The organism is Rhodococcus triatomae, from assembly GCF_014217785.1.
GTDB lineage: Bacteria > Actinomycetota > Actinomycetes > Mycobacteriales > Mycobacteriaceae > Rhodococcus_F > Rhodococcus_F triatomae.
The window spans coordinates 1,247,042-1,262,930 of record NZ_CP048814.1; the positions used below are offsets into that span (position 1 = coordinate 1,247,042).

The 15,889-nt window shown below is 68.8% G+C and carries 13 protein-coding genes; 5 read left to right on the forward strand and 8 right to left on the reverse strand.

The window, feature by feature from the left end; translation table 11 throughout:
* Positions 1-31 precede the first annotated feature (31 nt).
* The gene (locus G4H71_RS05875) at positions 32-1,387 is read left to right on the forward strand and encodes an HNH endonuclease signature motif containing protein (RefSeq protein WP_072736045.1); all 1,356 of its coding nucleotides are present in this window, start codon (positions 32-34) and stop codon (positions 1,385-1,387) included.
* A gap of 6 nt (positions 1,388-1,393) precedes the next feature.
* Here G4H71_RS05875 and G4H71_RS05880 read toward each other — a convergent pair whose 3' ends face one another.
* Entirely contained in the window at positions 1,394-2,068 is a 675-nt protein-coding gene (locus tag G4H71_RS05880; RefSeq protein ID WP_072736318.1) for a GOLPH3/VPS74 family protein, read from the reverse strand.
* Positions 2,069-2,131: 63 nt separating this feature from the next.
* On the reverse strand, positions 2,132-3,124 hold the full coding sequence (locus G4H71_RS05885; protein ID WP_246442550.1) for an ABC transporter substrate-binding protein: 993 nt from the start codon (positions 3,122-3,124) through the stop codon (positions 2,132-2,134).
* A gap of 227 nt (positions 3,125-3,351) precedes the next feature.
* On the opposite strand from G4H71_RS05885, the gene G4H71_RS05890 reads away from it, so the two are divergent.
* The gene (locus G4H71_RS05890) at positions 3,352-5,256 is read left to right on the forward strand and encodes a propionyl-CoA synthetase (protein WP_072736046.1); all 1,905 of its coding nucleotides are present in this window, start codon (positions 3,352-3,354) and stop codon (positions 5,254-5,256) included.
* A gap of 22 nt (positions 5,257-5,278) precedes the next feature.
* Here G4H71_RS05890 and G4H71_RS05895 read toward each other — a convergent pair whose 3' ends face one another.
* On the reverse strand, positions 5,279-6,547 hold the full coding sequence (locus G4H71_RS05895; RefSeq protein WP_246442549.1) for a Tat pathway signal protein: 1,269 nt from the start codon (positions 6,545-6,547) through the stop codon (positions 5,279-5,281).
* Between the two features lie 367 nt (positions 6,548-6,914).
* Between G4H71_RS05895 and G4H71_RS05900 the strand changes: the two genes are divergently transcribed.
* On the forward strand, positions 6,915-8,276 hold the full coding sequence (locus G4H71_RS05900; RefSeq protein WP_072736321.1) for a lipase family protein: 1,362 nt from the start codon (positions 6,915-6,917) through the stop codon (positions 8,274-8,276).
* A 36-nt stretch (positions 8,277-8,312) separates the two neighbouring features.
* On the opposite strand, the gene G4H71_RS05905 is transcribed toward G4H71_RS05900, so the two are convergent.
* Entirely contained in the window at positions 8,313-9,698 is a 1,386-nt protein-coding gene (locus G4H71_RS05905) for a cryptochrome/photolyase family protein (RefSeq protein WP_072736047.1), read from the reverse strand.
* Positions 9,699-9,719: 21 nt separating this feature from the next.
* On the reverse strand, positions 9,720-10,649 hold the full coding sequence (locus tag G4H71_RS05910; protein WP_072736322.1) for a mechanosensitive ion channel family protein: 930 nt from the start codon (positions 10,647-10,649) through the stop codon (positions 9,720-9,722).
* A 108-nt stretch (positions 10,650-10,757) separates the two neighbouring features.
* On the opposite strand from G4H71_RS05910, the gene G4H71_RS05915 reads away from it, so the two are divergent.
* Entirely contained in the window at positions 10,758-11,456 is a 699-nt protein-coding gene (locus G4H71_RS05915) for a response regulator transcription factor (RefSeq protein WP_072736048.1), read from the forward strand.
* Complete coding sequence (locus tag G4H71_RS05920; protein ID WP_072736049.1) at positions 11,453-12,778, forward strand: sensor histidine kinase; 1,326 nt, start codon at positions 11,453-11,455, stop codon at positions 12,776-12,778. Before G4H71_RS05915 ends, G4H71_RS05920 begins: the two co-directional genes overlap by 4 nt.
* A 156-nt stretch (positions 12,779-12,934) precedes the next feature.
* Here G4H71_RS05920 and G4H71_RS05925 read toward each other — a convergent pair whose 3' ends face one another.
* From G4H71_RS05925 to G4H71_RS05935, 3 genes are all read right to left on the reverse strand, one after another.
* Positions 12,935-13,297, reverse strand: a complete 363-nt coding sequence (locus tag G4H71_RS05925; RefSeq protein ID WP_072736050.1) for an FKBP-type peptidyl-prolyl cis-trans isomerase — start codon at positions 13,295-13,297, stop codon at positions 12,935-12,937.
* 56 nt (positions 13,298-13,353) lie between these two features.
* The gene (locus G4H71_RS05930) at positions 13,354-14,649 is read right to left on the reverse strand and encodes a citrate synthase (protein ID WP_072736051.1); all 1,296 of its coding nucleotides are present in this window, start codon (positions 14,647-14,649) and stop codon (positions 13,354-13,356) included.
* Positions 14,650-14,951: 302 nt separating this feature from the next.
* On the reverse strand, positions 14,952-15,884 hold the full coding sequence (locus G4H71_RS05935) for an aldose 1-epimerase family protein (RefSeq protein ID WP_072736323.1): 933 nt from the start codon (positions 15,882-15,884) through the stop codon (positions 14,952-14,954).
* Between the last annotated feature and the right edge of the window lie 5 nt (positions 15,885-15,889).

Genomic DNA, 15,889 nt, shown 5'->3' on the forward strand with positions numbered 1-15,889 from the left:
TTCGAACATTCTTTCGAGGTAATGTTCGTGTATGGGGTATCAGGGGGATCGTTTCCGGGAGCGGACCAGTCGTGAGTTGTTGTGTGACGCTGTCGCGTTGAGCGCGAAGATCGCGGTGTGGGAGGCGCAGCGGGTGGCTGTGGTCGCCGAGGTCGAGCGCCGGTGTACGCGGGAGGATCACGGGTTCGCGTCGACGAAGGGGTGGTTGTCGTCGGTGACGGTGGTGTCGCCGGGTGCGGCGGGGCGGATCGTGGAACTCGGTGCCGGGTTGGCCGAGCATCCCGCGGTAGCGGAGGCGTTCGATGCGGGGTGGATCGCGTTCGAGCATGCGTTGGTGATCGTCCGGTTCTGCACGAAGCCCCCGAAAGGCATGCCCGCCGAGGCTCTACCGGGGTGTGTGGCGGCGTTGCTGGCGGCGGCGGACGGGCCGTTGGCGCGTACCGACGGAGTCCGCACGGCGATTGCGAAGTTGGAGGCGATCTTCGAATCCGATGACCAGCCCGCGTCGGAGGACACCGACCGTAACGAGCTGTATGTATCGAAGACGTTGAATGGTCGGGTCGCGATTCGTGGTGACGTGGACGCAGTGACCGGGGAGATGCTGCTGACCGCCCTGTCGAAATACTCGGCACCACACCCGGCAGCGGACGGGACCCGTGACCCGCGCACACCGTCCCGACGTCGCGCGGACGGGCTCGCCCAGTTGTTGTCGATGCTCCTCGCGTTCGGCGAGTTGGGGGTCGAGGGTGGGGAACGTCCGCACCTGTCGGTACACGTACACGCGCGGGACCTCGGCCAGGACCGGCGGGAAGAATATGCCCGCAGAACACGGCCGGCCGACAACACAGACACGCACCCCGCCGATCCTGGTGATCCTGCTGATGTCGCTGACCTCTCTGGTCTTGCCGATGTGCGGGGTATCGCGTGGTCGCCGTGGATGGGGCCCCTCACGGTCAACACCGCACGCTTGTTGGGGTGTGATGCGCAGGTGACGGCGATCATCCTCGACGAGCACGGCGCCCCGTTGAGTGTGGGACGCACCCACCGCACCGTCACCAGGGCCCAACGCAAGGCCCTCGCCGCCCGAGACGGTGGCTGCGCCTTCCCCGGCTGCGGAGCCACCGCCGCCTGGTGCGAGGGCCACCACATCAGACATTGGGCAGACGGCGGACCCACCGACCTCGACAACCTCGTGTTGCTCTGCGGCACCCACCACCGACTACTCCACACCACGGACTGGGAAGTGACGATCGGCAAGACCAGGCACCCGGTATTCACCCCACCGGCGAGCGTGAGCCCGCACCGGCGCCGCGTCCCGGGACACCGGCACGCTGCCGGACAACGGTTCCGATGCAACGGGGCACGAGAACGCACCCACGCGCCGTGAGGTCGATCAGCTGCTTGCTGCCACGATCGCCGGAGTTGTCGCGGCGATCATGATCGCCGTATTCACCGCATCCACCGCCTTGCGAACGGCCTTGCCTGCCCAATCGCCCTCGGCGATCTCCTTGGCGCGCTTCTTCATCGCCCTCTTGTCCGCATTCGGAAAGAGCTTGGGAGCCACGTCGACGGCTGCGATCAAGGAAATCAATGCAGCCGTGCGATGAGTCGGCGTGATGCCGTCGACGAGCGACGCACCGATCTCGGCGCGCAAGGCGTGCTCACGGCTGCCGTCCACCTGCGGCCACCGCACCGAGGGGAAGAGCCCGAGAATCCGCGAGCGCTCCTCCCTCACCCACCCGTCCGCGACGAGGCGGGTAGCCACCTTGTCCCGAATACCCTTGGACAACTTCTCGATCGCGCTCTCCGGCTTCAGCGGACGACCCTTACCCACGATCTCGACGGCATCCCGGAGCAGCGGATCCTCCGGGAACTCCTGCGTGCGGATCACCAGCCGGCCCTTGCGCGCGTCCTCACCGGGCTCGGCCGGGGTGACGACCCCGGTCAACGCCAGATCCAGCAACACCGCACCGGCGAGCACACGAGGCAGCTTCGTGCTGTCCACCAGTGGTTTCCCGGATTCCTCGTCGAGCATGAGCAGCAGCAGATCTTCGGCGAGCAGCGTCATGCGATCACGGTACGGTGCTTGCCCCACCTACGCAGCAGACGAAAGGGTAACAATCCGGGATCGTCAGGCCCTGGCCACCGCCTCCAGCTGAGGCATGATCTGGTCGAGCGAATAGGCGACCGATCGGCTCGACGGCGTGTTGAAGCCGACCACCGTCGGGTAGTCCACCACGGCGAGACCGCCGCCCTGCACCGCGGGCAGATCGGCGAACCCGGGCAAGGCTTCGAGTTGCTCCTGCGTGCCGCCGTTCGGAAGCATCACCACCAGGTCCGCGACGAGTGCATCGACCCGCTCCGGGCTCAGCGTCAGCCTCCCGCCCACGGCCCCGGCTTCGTCCACCAGGGCGGGCGGCACCGACATCCCCAGTCGCCGGAAGGTCTGCGCGGCACCGTCGTCGGGATCCGCGACGACGATCAGCTGGTTGGTGGCGAACATGTACTGGGAGAGCACCGCAGTCTTGCCCTCGAGACCGGGGAACTCGGCGGCGAGGTCGTCGATCGCGGCGTTGCGCTCCTCGATGACCTTCGCTGCTTCGTCCTCCTTGTCGAGGATCCGGCCGAGCACGGTCAGCTGATCCTCCCAGGAATCGACCTGCGCGTCGCCGAGTTCGGACACGGTCGGCGCGATGGTGTTCAGCCGGTCGAACCCGGTCTGCGAGGTGACGGCGAACGAGGCCAGGATGAGATCGGGCTGCAGCGCCGCGATTTCCTCCTCGGGCAACGGCGCACCGATCTGGGTGAGAGTGGACCGATCGAGTTCCTGCGCGTCCTCACTCAGGTCCTCCTGCCAGGGATACAGCCCGCGCTCGTCACCCTGGTCCCCGGCGGAGAGATAGGCGATCGGCTCGACACCGAGCTCGAGCAGTGCGTCCACCCATTGGCTACCGCCCGCGACGATCCGCTCGGGTATCCCCTCGACGGTGGTGCTTCCGAACTTGTGCTCGACGACGGTGGTGCGGTCCGACTCCGTTGTCGACTCCTCGTCGGCGCTGCATCCCGCCGACACGAGCGCGAGAACACCCACGATCCCCACCAGCATCGATTTCCCTCGGCCCACAGGACACCTCCGTTGCGACTTAGCTCAGGCTCACCTTTGCAGATGGACGGACGTTCGCCAAGATGCTGCTGCCACCGGCCCACGGACCGTTCGGCGCGGACCGAACGCCGCCGGGCGCTCCGGACCCCCGGGACGTGGCCCGGGGCGCCGACGCTGACCTACTGTGGCCTGAGACACAGGACGAGAAATGCAGGAGCCTGGAGCCCAGGCGAACGAGAGGGTGCCCGATGAGCTCGACCCGGCCCACATACGAGGACGTCTACCGCGCCAGCATCGAGGAGCCCGAGCGATTCTGGCTCGAGGCGGCGGAAGCCCTGGACTGGGCCACCCCGCCGACGCGCGCGCTCGACGACTCGGCGGCACCGCTGTATCGGTGGTTTCCGGACGGTCGGCTCAACACCGCCCACAATGCCCTCGATCGGCACGTGCTCGCCGGTCACGGTGATCGAGCGGCGCTGATCTGGGACTCCGCCATGACGGGACAGTGCCGGAGCTACACCTATGCGGAGCTGCTCGACGAGGTCGCACGGTTCGCCGGAGTGCTGCGCGCCCAGGGTGTCGCCGCGGGAGACCGCGTCGTCGTGTATCTCCCGATGATCCCCGAAGCTGCGATAGCCATGCTCGCCTGCGCCCGCATCGGCGCCGTCCACTCCGTCGTGTTCGGCGGGTTCGCCGCGGCCGAGCTGGCCGCCCGCATCGACGACGCGGAACCCGTCGCCCTCGTCACTGCCTCGGGTGGGCTCGAACCCGGGCGGACCGTGGAATATCTGCCGATCGTGGCAAAGGCGCTGGCGCTCACCGCCACTCCCCCGCGCACCGTGATCGTGAAGGATCGGCCCGAGGTCCCCGGCTCGGCGGCCGACGCCACCGACGGCGCCAACTGGCTGGACTGGGACGCATCGATGTCCGAGGCCGCTCCCGTCGACGCCGTTCCCGTGGCCGCGACCGACCCGCTGTACATCCTCTACACCTCGGGAACGACGGGCAAACCCAAGGGAGTGGTGCGCGACAACGGCGGTCACGCCGTCGCCCTCACGTGGTCGATGCGGTACCTGTACGACATCTCGCCCGGAGATGTGTGGTGGACAGCCTCGGACGTCGGATGGGTGGTCGGCCACTCCTACATCGTGTACGGGCCGCTCCTCGCCGGCGCCACGTCGGTGATGTACGAGGGCAAGCCCGTCGGCACTCCGGACGCGGGCGCCTTCTGGCGGGTCGTCGCCGACCACGGGGTGCGTGCGCTGTTCACGGCGCCGACCGCGATCCGGGCGATCCGCAAGGCAGATCCGGATGCGGCACTGCTCGCGCAGTACGACATCTCCTCGCTGCGTACGTTGTTCGCTGCCGGCGAGCGACTCGACCCCGACACCTACGAGTGGGCGGGCCGGGTTCTCGACCGGCCGGTGGTGGACCACTGGTGGCAGACCGAGACCGGGTGGGCGATCTGTGCGAATCTGCGTGGCCTGGAACCGATGCCGATCGTCGCCGGCTCACCGTCCGTTCCGGTTCCCGGCTATCGGGTACGGATCGTCGACGCCGAGGGCGCTCCGGTGGCGGCAGGCACCGAAGGCAACATCGTGATCGAATTGCCCCTGCCTCCGGGCACCCTCCCCGGCCTCTGGCGGGACGAGGAACGGTATCGGCGCTCGTACCTGTCGACGTTCGAGGGCTATTACCTCACCGGTGATTCCGGGTACATCGATGCGGACGGTTACGTGTACGTCCTCGGCCGCAGCGACGACGTCATCAACGTCGCGGGGCACCGGCTGTCCACCGGATCCATGGAGGCCGTCGTGGCGGCGCACCCGGCCGTCGCCGAATGCGCCGTCGTCGGGATCCGGGACGAGCTCAAAGGCCAGCGCCCCAGCGGGTACGTCGTCCTGAAGGCAGGCGCCGACATCGATCCGGAACGCCTGCGCGAAGAACTGGTCGCGATGGTTCGCGACCGGATCGGTGCCGTCGCCACCTTCCGGGACGTCACCGTCGTCGCCGCCCTGCCGAAGACCCGCTCGGGCAAGATCCTCCGAAAGACCATGCGGCAGATCGCCGACCAGGAGGAGTACACGGTGCCGTCGACCATCGAGGATCCCGCGGTCCTCGACGCCCTGGCGGCCCAGCTGTCCGCCCGGTGACGGCCGGCCCGAACCGCCGCGCTCAGCCGTACCAGAGCGCGGTGGTCGCCGCCACCGACGAGAGCACCTGCGGCAGGCGCACGAACGCGCGCTGCTCGAACATCTGTTGCGACATCGGCTTGCTCATCGCGGCCCGCCACACGTCGGGCTGATTCTCCTTGAGCGAGCGGTACTGCGGCACCATGCGCTCGGTGATGTACTCCCACCGGGATTCGCGGTCCGCCCAGTTGAAGTCGGGCAGCGGCGTCTGCAGGTGCCAGGTCGGCGAGCCTGCGGGGACACCGATGTCGTCGGTGGTCAACGTCAACGGGGAGGCTTCGCGCGGCGGTACCACCCCCGGGATCGCCGGGTCCGCGCCGATGGTGCTCAGGTAGGTCAGCGCCCGGCCGACCGCTCCCCGCCCCTCGTCGGATCCGTAGGCGGCGACCCGATCCCACTGGTCCCCGATCGACTGGAACTGCTCGCGGTAGAGCAGATCCTGGTTACCGACGACGATGTTCTCGGGATCACCGGTGGCGATGAGCTTCCACGCCGTGTACGCGTTGTCGTCGATGAGACCGGCACGGTGGTACTCGTCGATCGCCGTCATCCCGCCGGCGAGATACGCCTCGTGCTGCGGGATGAGGTCCATGAAGATGTGCTTGCTCATCGCGACGACCTGCACCTGGAAATGGGCGATGTCCTCCGCGGTGATCAGCGCCCCGACCTCGAGCAGCGCCTGCACGTCGGAGGGCAGATGCGCCGTCGCCGGTGCGGCGGCCTCGTCGAGGGTGCCGACGATGCCCGCTACCAGATCTCGCGCCTCCCGGACCTCGAGCACGAGCCGGCCGAGGTCGACGTCCATCATTCCGGCGGCGAAGGACGGGCCGGCCATGCCGCCCTGCCCCGTCCACAGGAAGTCCGGGTGTTCGAGGGCGAGCGCCTGGTAGTAGGCGAACGTGTCGGACATGTTCTGTTCGTTGGCGGCCAGGCCGAGCTGCGGGTCCCACCGGTTCAGGTCGAGGCCGGCCTTGGTGGTGGCGACGGTCAGCCAGTACTGGTGCAGCAGGGCCGCGTAGCGCTGCGCGGGAATCCCCGACGAGCGTGCCTCCTCCAGCAGCCCACCCAGGACGGCCGGGTCGGTGGAGAACTCCGGATTCACCCCGCCGACGTATTCGGCCTGCTCGTTGCTCCTCGGCGCGTCGAGGTACCGGTCGAGAGTGGACGCGGGCGCGTGGACGGGAGCGGCCAGCATGGCGGCTGCGGTGGACACCGCGACCGCCAGTGCCGCGACGAGAGAACGGGTTTTCACGTGTGCTCCTGACATCGATCTCGCCGAACGCGTCTCCGGCACTGCACCGGGACTTCTCGACTCGCAACTGTGTAGCAAATTCCGGGACGATACCGGTAACCTGCCGAGTCATATGTGATACTCGCCATAGAAAGTAACAAACAGCCTGGTGAAAGCGAGCATCACCATGGAGGGCCGAAGTCCCGCCCCTCGGGGACTCGCGCCCTCACCGCCCCCACATCCCGAGGGAACGTAGACGGCTACTGTCGGCTACCGTGATCGCGCCCGAGCACCGTCCGGGCACACGGACGCAGCAACACCAGTGTTCTGCAACCCGTTCCACCTGCACGACACCGGCGCCACCGTGCGTCCGGCGAGAGGATCGACGATGAAGCACAGCCCGAGGACCCTCGTCCGACGGATCGTTCCCGTCGCCGCAGCCGCGGCGATCACGTGGGCCGGGCTCGCCGCTCCCGCGCAGGCGCAGGATCCGGCGCACGAGCCTCCCCGTACCCCCGGCCTCGACGAGGTGTTCAACGGCTACGTCGTCGGCGCCATGACCGAGGGACGGATGGGGTCACCGGAGGAGATCTTCGAGGCGCTCCAGCCCGGCGACCCGTTCTACGACGAGCCCGTCCTCCGCGGCGACGAGGCACCCGGGACACTGCTCGCCGCCCAGCCCGTGACGGTGCAGTTCACCGGATACCAGCCGGGCAATCTCCGGGCCTGGAAGCTGATGTACGTCACGACCGACATCGACGGGCAGACCCGGGACATCAGCACCGGGATCCTGATGATCCCGGACGACGGCAGGGACGACGCCACCCGCCCGATCATCGGATACCAGGAGGCGAACGACAGCGTCGGCGCCTACTGCCACCCGAGTACCCAGTGGACCGGCGGTGCACCGCTCGACGGCGCCTCCTGGTCCGCACTCGGTCCCCTGGCCCTGCTGTTCGGCAAGGGCTACGCGGTGATGATCACCGACGTCGGCAACGACGGCGACCCGGAACCCCACGGCGTGTTCGCCGGGAAGTTCGCCGGTCACTCCAACCTCGACGGCCTGCGTGCCGCGCTCGCGGTGGACGAGGCCGGACTCGGCGCGGACTCGCCGATCTCCCTGTTCGGAATCGCAGGCGGCGGTGTCGGCGCCGCGTTCGCGGCCGAGGCACACGACGACTACGCGCCCGAGCTGAACATTCGTTCCACCGTCCTCGAGGGCATGGTCGTCAACCAGAAGAACTTCCTCGCCACCGCCGACGGTTCGATCGGCTCGGGATTCGGGTTCGCCACGCTCCTCGGGCTGGAACCGAAGTACCCCGAGATGCGGATCGACGAGAAGCTCAACCCGGCAGGCAAGGCCCTCGCCGACTACTACCGCACGCAGTGCCAGACCCCGGCCTACTTCACGGCACCGTTCCTGCCGCTGAACACGCTGTTCACCAGTGGTCTGCACCCGGCCGACATCCCCGAGTTCCAGCACGTCTACGAGGACAACCAGCTCGGGACCCGGGCGCCGCGGTCCGACGTGCTCATCGCCTCGTGCGCCGCCGACGACTCACCCATGTCGCTGGTTCCCGCGCAGGACGCCCGCGACCTCGCCGACAAGTACCGCGCCGGTGGCACCGAGGTCACGTACGCACCCACCGACTGCAGCATGATCCGGTTCCTCACCGACCTCTACGGCTGGGGCACCGACCTCTTCGGTATGCAGACCGTGCCGTGGCTGGCATCGACCCTCGAGCCCTGATCACCGACTGCTGACCCCCGCATGCCGTCGTGGGCGTCAGCGGCGGATCCGGTCGTAGCGGGCGAGCGCCACGCGGCGTTCGTCCGCGTGGTCCACGATCGGTGGCGGGTACCCCTCGGGGCGTTCTCGGAGGCGGTGCACGGCCGAACCCGCGACGCCGCGCAGTTCCGGCACCCACCGCCGGATGTAGTCGCCGTCGGGGTCGAACTTCTCTCCCTGGCTGATCGGGTTGAACACCCGGAAGAACGGGGACGCGTCCGTCCCGGTCCCGGCCGTCCACTGCCAGCCGTGCTGGTTGGAGGCCAGATCGCCGTCGACCAGTTCCGACATGAAGTGACGGGCACCCCGCCACCACGGTAAGTGCAGATCCTTGACCAGGAACGACGCGACGATCATGCGGACCCGGTTGTGCATCCAGCCGGTCTGCGCGAGCTGGCGCATACCGGCGTCGACGATCGGGTATCCCGTCCGTCCCGACGTCCACGCGCGGAAGGCCTCCTCGGTGTCCGGGCCGCTGTCGAAGCGGTACGCGTCGAATCGGCGATCGTAGTTCTGCCGGGCCGTCTCCGGATGATGGTGGAGGAAGTCCGCGTAGAACTCGCGCCACGCGAGTTGCCGCCGGTACTGCTCGGCTCCGGTGCCGCGACGGCGCGCCAGGTCGGCGAGCATCGTGCGCGGATGGATGCTCCCGAACTTCAGGTGCACCGACATGACGCTGGTCGCGTCGAGGTCGGGCCGGTCGCGGGATTCGTCGTAGCCGACGAGATCCTCGTCCAGGAATCGCTGCCACCGTGCGAGCGCCGCCTCCTCCCCCGCCTCCGGCAGGTCGACGCGCGGTGCGGACGTCGCCGTGGCGTCGATTCGCGACAGTGCCACCTGCCCGAGGTCGATCCGTGCGGGATCCACCCAGGAGGCGGTGTCGGCGCCGGTGCGCGCCGGCCCACGCCACCCGTGGTCGAGCCAGCGCCGGAAGTACGGGGTGAACACCCGGTACGGGTCGCCGTCGTCCTTGCGCACGCGACCCGGCGCGATCGCATACGGCGAGCCCGTGGCGACCAGATCGACGTGCTCGGCCACGGCGCGGTCCCGGGCCCGCCCGTACGGGCCGTGGTCGGCGCTGACATGGACGGCCGGCGCGGACACCGCTCGGGCGACGGCCGGGACCACCGCGGCCGGGTCACCCGAGACGATCAGGAGACGCCCACCCAGCTGCCGGTCCAAGGCACGGAGCGAGGCGAACAGGAACTCGCGGCGCCGAGCGCCCGCGGGAGACAGCAACCGGTCGTCGAGGACGAACAACGCCAGCACGCTGCGGTCCCCGTGGTCGCCGCCGGAGTCGCCGGCAGCGGAACTCAGCGCGGGATGGTCACCGAGGCGCAGGTCGCGGCGGAACCACAGCACGGTCGGGCCGACTCCGCCCACGCCTGCCGCCCCCGTTCCCCGTCAGGCCCCGTTGCGGGACGAGGTGAGCACCGACACGTAGGGCGCCTCGACGTCGTCCTGCTCGAACGCCACCAGAGCGGCCCGCGTGAACGCGCGCTGCACCGCCCACTGGCGACCCGGCTTGACCTTCGCGGTGATCCGCAACATCACCGACTCGGCGGTCACCGAGTTCACACCGAGCATCTCCGGCTCGTCGAGCACGTCCTCCACGATCGCGTCCGCGCGGGCGGACTCGAGGACGGCCCGCAGCGCCACCTCACAGGCACGGTGCACGTTGGCGGCGTGCGCGATCGGAAGATCGACCACCGCCACCGCGTAGCCCTGGCTCATGTTGCCGACCCGGATGATCTCGCCGTTGCGGCAGTACCAGAGCGTGCCGCCGACGTCGCGGATGGTGGTGACCCGCAGGCCCACCGACTCGACGGTGCCGGTGGCCTCACCGAGATCGACGACGTCACCGACGCCGTACTGGTCCTCGAGCAGCATGAAGATTCCGGAGAGGAAATCGCGCACCAGGTTCTGTGCGCCGAAGCCGAGCGCGACGCCGATGATGCCCGCGGACGCGATGAACGGCGTGACGTTCACCCCGAGCGTGCCGAGGATCTGGAGCACCACCCAGACCAGGACGACGATCGACACGGTCGACTTGAGGACCGAGCCGATCGTGCGGGCCCGTTGTGCCCGTCGCTCGGCGACCACGGGATCCTTGAGGCCGCGCGGCGCCCGCTCCTGGAGGGGACGCAACAGCGGCGGGGTACCGGACGAGCGAGGCCTGGTCATCCGGTCGATGAGCCGGTGCGCAGCGAATCTCAGGACGATCGCGAGAACGACGTAGACCGCGATCTGGATCGGCCGCTCCACGAGCCAGGTGCGGCTCGTCTCGGTCAGTTCGAAAGCGTGCAGTTCCCCGATGGACAGTCGTTGAATCATCCCCATGCAGTGTACGGATCACGAAGGCGCCACCGGTGCACGAGTGCACCGCTCCATCCGGTGCACGAGTGCACCGCCGCACCCCGTGCACGAGTGCACAATAGCCGTGTGAACGAATCCACCAGTGTCCTCGTCGTCGACGACGACGAGGACGTGCGTACCTCGCTCGAGCGCGGGCTGCGACTGTCCGGGTTCACCGTCGTGACGGCGGTCGACGGCGCGGACGCCCTGCGCAAGGTCAACGAACTCCGCCCCGATGCGATGGTGCTGGACATGAACATGCCCGTCCTCGACGGCACCGGCGTGGTCACCGCGCTGCGGGCGATGAGCAACGACATCCCGGTGTGTGTACTCAGCGCACGCAGCACCGTCGACGACCGGATCTCCGGACTCGAATCGGGCGCCGACGACTATCTCGTGAAACCGTTCGTGCTGGCCGAACTGATCGCCCGGATCCGGGCGATGTTGCGTCGCCGCGGCGCCGCTCCGCCGTCCGACGCGACGGCACCGGTACGGATCGGCGGTCTCGACATCGATCTCGCCGGTCACCGGGTGCGCCGGGACGGCTCGGAGATCCCCCTCACCAAACGCGAGTTCGAACTCCTCGACGTACTGGCCCGCAACCAGGGCATCGTGCTCAGTCGTGAGCGGCTGCTCGAACTGGTGTGGGGGTACGACTTCGTCGCGGACACGAATGTGGTCGACGTGTTCGTCGGCTACCTGCGCCGCAAGTTCGAGACCGACGGGGCGCCGCGGATCCTGCACACCGTGCGCGGCGTGGGTTTCGTGTTGCGGGAGCCGGAGTGAGGCTGCCACTGTCGCTCCGCACCCGCGTGGCCGTCGCGACCGGGCTCGGCGCGACGATCATCGTCGCCGCACTCGGTGTCCTCGTCGCCCACGCGATCGCTCAGAACAACCTCGCCCAACTGGACCGCCGGCTGGAAGCGGCCTCGAGCATCTTCGTCCCCAACGCCGCGATCGCCGGTCCCTTCCTGGGTGCCTTCGGCGACGAGGGCGCCTTCGCCGTGACGATTCGGGACAACGGGGGCGGCGTGCGCTCGAGCACACCGACGCGGCTGCCCGAGCTCGACAACGGCGCCCACACCGTACGCATCGACGACATCGCCTTCCGCACCTACACCGCGACCGTTCCCGCCACCGACTTCCGGATCTCGATCGCGGTCCCGTTCGCCGAGGCGCAGGACGTGACGAGCGACCAGCAGCAGCAGGTGGTGATCGTCGGTGTCCTCGCGGTGGCTGCTGCCAGTGCGCTCGGCTGGCTGTTCGGCGGCCGCGCCGTGCGCCCGCTGGTGGATCTGACCCGTCGGATCGCGAACCGCGAACCCGACCTCACCCCGGCCTCGTCCGGCGTCCGGGAGGCGGACGCGCTCGCCACGGCCGCCGAGTCGATGCTGCGGGACGTGGCGGACGCCCAGGAAGCCACCACGGCCGCGCTGGCGACGGCCCGGGATTTCGCCGCGGTCTCCGCGCACGAGTTACGCACCCCGCTCACCGCCATGCGGACGGACATCGAGGTGCTGAGCACCCTCGAGCTCACCGAGGAGCAGCGTACCGAGATCCTCGCCGACCTGGCCCGAGCCCAACTACGGATCGAGGCGACCCTGTCGGACCTGGAGCGGCTCGCGAAGGGCGAGTTGTCCACCGAGAAGGACTTCGCGAACACCGACCTCCGCGACATCGCCGACCTCGCCGCACAGGACGCGCGGCGGCACTTCCCCGACGCCGCGGTGACGGTCCACGCCGAGCCGGTGATGGTGCGTGGCCTGCCCGGCGGGCTGCGGCTGACCCTCGACAATGCCGTCAGCAACGCTCTCCGGCACGGACAGGCGCGCACCGTGGAGATCCGGTTGCACCGCGGCGCCGACGGGATGGTGACAATCCTCGTCGACGACGACGGGCACGGGATTCCCGACGCCGAACGCGCCGCGGTGTTCGAGCGGTTCCGGCGCGGCAGCGCTGCCGTGAAGAGCGGTTCCGGGCTGGGCCTCGCGCTCGTCGCCCAACAGGCCGCCCTGCACGGGGGGCGCGCCTACTTCACCGACAGCCCGCTCGGTGGCGCCCGCCTCGTCGTCGAACTCCCCATCGCGCGCGGACCGAACGGGAACTGAACCGCACCCGCACTTCCGGTCGGCGCACCCCGAGGCAGCGCCCCGAACGACTCCGGCCGAATGCCACCGCCGTCCCCGAACAGGGGCGGGTGACATTCGGCCGGAAGGACACGTGCGGAAGGGACCGCAGGCCCCGTGCTCAGGGCCTGACGGCGCTCACTCCTTGGCGTCGAGCAGATCGATCACGAAGACCAGGGTCTTGCCGGAGAGCGGGTGACCCGAACCGGCGGGGCCGTAGGCCAGCTCCGGCGGGATGGTCAGCTGGCGACGGCCGCCGACCTTCATGCCGGGAATGCCGTCCTGCCAGCCCTTGATCAGGCCGCGCAGCGGGAACTGGATGGACTGGCCGCGGCTCCACGAGGAGTCGAACTCCTCGCCGCTGTCGAACTCGACGCCCACGTAGTGGACGTCGACGGTGCCACCGGGGATTGCCTCGGCGCCCTCGCCGACGACGAGGTCCTTCACCACCAGATCCGTGGGCGCCGGTCCGCCCTGGAACTCGATCTCGGGCTTGCTCATGCTTCTCCTCGTCGAGATCGACCGCGCCACGGCCGAGAACCTCGACAGTCGGGGACTCAGCGGTGTGCCGCGTCCTTGTAATCACGCTCGGTGTGCCCGGTGTAGATCTGCCGGGGGCGACCGATCTTGGTGGTCGGGTCCTCGTGCATCTCGCGCCAGTGGGCAATCCACCCCGGCAAGCGTCCCATAGCGAACAACACCGTGAACATACGCGTCGGGAAGCCCATCGCGCGGTAGATCAGGCCGGTGTAGAAGTCGACGTTCGGGTACAGCTTGCGCTCGATGAAGTAGTCGTCGGTGAGCGCGGCGTCCTCGAGCTTCATCGCGATCTCGAGCAGTTCGTCGTCACCGCCGAGCTTCTCCAGGATGGTGTGGGCCGTCTTCTTGACGATCGCCGCACGCGGGTCGTAGTTGCGGTAGACGCGGTGCCCGAAGCCCATGAGCTTCACCCCGTCTTCCTTGTTCTTGACCTTGCGCACGAACTCGGTGGCGTCGCCACCGGAAGCCTTGATGTCGTCGAGCATCTCGAGGACGGCCTGGTTCGCACCACCGTGCAGCGGGCCCCACAGCGCGTTGATGCCACCGGAGATCGACGTGAACAGGTTGGCGTCGGACGAACCGACCAGGCGCACCGTCGACGTCGAGCAGTTCTGCTCGTGATCGGCGTGCAGGATCAGCAGCATGTCGAGGGCGCGCGCGATCTCGGGATCGATCTCGTACGGCTCCGCGGGGAATCCGAAGGTCATCCGCAGGAAGTTCTCGACCAGGTTGAGCGAGTTGTCCGGGTACAGGAAGGGCTGCCCGACGGACTTCTTGTAGGCGTAGGCCGCGATCGTGGGGAGCTTCGCGAGCAGGCGGATCGTGGACAGCTCGACCTGCTCGGGGTCGGCCGGGTCCAGCGAGTCCTGGTAGTACGCCGACAGCGCGTTGACGGCGCTCGAGAGCACCGGCATCGGGTGTGCGTTGCGAGGGAAGCCGTCGAAGAAGCGCTTGAGATCCTCGTGCAGCATGGTGTGCCGGCGGATGCGGTCGGTGAACGAGTCGAGTTCCGCGGTGGAGGGCAGCTCGCCGTAGATCAGCAGGTAGCTGACCTCGAGGAACGTCGATTTCTCCGCGAGCTGCTCGATCGGGTAGCCGCGGTAACGGAGGATGCCGTGTTCACCGTCGATGTAGGTGATCGCGGACTTGGTGGAGGCGGTGTTGACGAAGCCCGGGTCCAGGGTGGCGTACCCGGTGCTGGCCAACAGTTTGCCCAGCTCGATCCCGTCGTTGCCCTCGGTTGCCTTGGCAATCGACATCGTGTGCTCACCACCTGGGTAGGTAAGCGTGGGCTTTGTGTCATTGTCAGGCACGAAGCATCCCTCTCAAGCTCAAACCATTTGGGTAACAACCTTCGGTCATTGAGAAACTAGTCCCATTGGCGAACAGGCGCCCACGGAGGGTAGTTCGTCCGACCCGGATCCGGCGACCCGTCCTCGCACGACTTTCCTCCGGATTTCCCATCCTACCTGCGCAAACCGGGATTATCACAGGACCGGGGCCCAGTACTATCGGCAGACGGCCGCAGGCCGTTACACAACCGACCGTGCAGAATGTGGGATCAGAGCCGACGCCACGCCGTTACTCCCACACCGCCGTCACTCCCACACCGCCGTCACTCCCACACGGCCGCCAGGCCCCAGCTGCCCTCCCACGATCGGTCCGGCGCGAGGACGACGACGTCGACACCCGAATTGAAGGCGTCGGGCGGGCACGTCATCGGCTCCACCGCGAGGGCGCGCCCGCGGCCCGGGAACGGCTTGCCGACCTCGTCCCCGGCCGTGAACACCTGCAACCAGCGGAAGGCCGGGGACGTCCACAACTCGGTGGCGATGCCGTCCGGCGAGCTCAGACGGTGCCGCGCCCGCCCGTCGCCGTCCGGGAGCAGCGCGCTGAACGGGGTGTCGAGGACGACGCCGCGCAGCGGCCGCGGGGAGGTGAAGTCGAACCGCGAACCAGCGACCGGCTGTGACGGCGCGGCAGGGATCATCCGATCGTCCAGCGGGAGCCGGGTACCCGCCGCCAAGGTGAGCGAACACTCGTCGACGGGGAAGTCCCCGGCCCTGAGGTACGGGTGGACACCCAGCCCGAACGGGGCGGGCACCACGCCGGTGTTCACGGCCGTGTGCGTGACGGTCAGCCCGTCGGCCGCGAGCCGGTAGGTCACGGTGGTGTGGAGCGGGTACGGCCAGCCCTCGTGCAGGCCGATGTCGACGGCCAGCGTGACCCGGTCCGGCGCGCGATCGGTCACCCGCCACGGCAGGCGCCGGACGAACCCGTGACTGGCATTGCCGAGTGCGGGTTCGGTGATCGCCAACCGGTGGGGGACGCCGTCGAAGTCGAACCGGCCGTCGCGGATCCGATTGGGCCAGGGCGCGAGGATCGAGCCCGCGCCGAGCGGCGGGCGGGCGGTGACGTCCCACGTCTCGGTGAGTGCGCGCGGCGTTCCGGTGCCTTCCCGCTCCAGCGCGGCGAGCGCGGCTCCGGCGGAGAGCACGACCGCGCGATATCCCCCACCACGAATCTCGTACGACACCGGCTCGGCCATGCACC

Bases quoted from the DNA above. Each gene is read 5' to 3' on its own strand.
- G4H71_RS05875 (WP_072736045.1), top strand. From the start codon at position 32: ATGGGGTATCAGGGGGATCGTTTCCGGGAGCGGACCAGTCGTGAGTTG.
- G4H71_RS05880 (WP_072736318.1), bottom strand. From the start codon at position 2,068: ATGACGCTGCTCGCCGAAGATCTGCTGCTGCTCATGCTCGACGAGGAA.
- G4H71_RS05890 (WP_072736046.1), top strand. From the start codon at position 3,352: ATGAGCTCGACCCGGCCCACATACGAGGACGTCTACCGCGCCAGCATC.
- G4H71_RS05900 (WP_072736321.1), top strand. From the start codon at position 6,915: ATGAAGCACAGCCCGAGGACCCTCGTCCGACGGATCGTTCCCGTCGCC.
- G4H71_RS05910 (WP_072736322.1), bottom strand. From the start codon at position 10,649: ATGATTCAACGACTGTCCATCGGGGAACTGCACGCTTTCGAACTGACC.
- G4H71_RS05925 (WP_072736050.1), bottom strand. From the start codon at position 13,297: ATGAGCAAGCCCGAGATCGAGTTCCAGGGCGGACCGGCGCCCACGGAT.
- G4H71_RS05935 (WP_072736323.1), bottom strand. From the start codon at position 15,884: ATGGCCGAGCCGGTGTCGTACGAGATTCGTGGTGGGGGATATCGCGCG.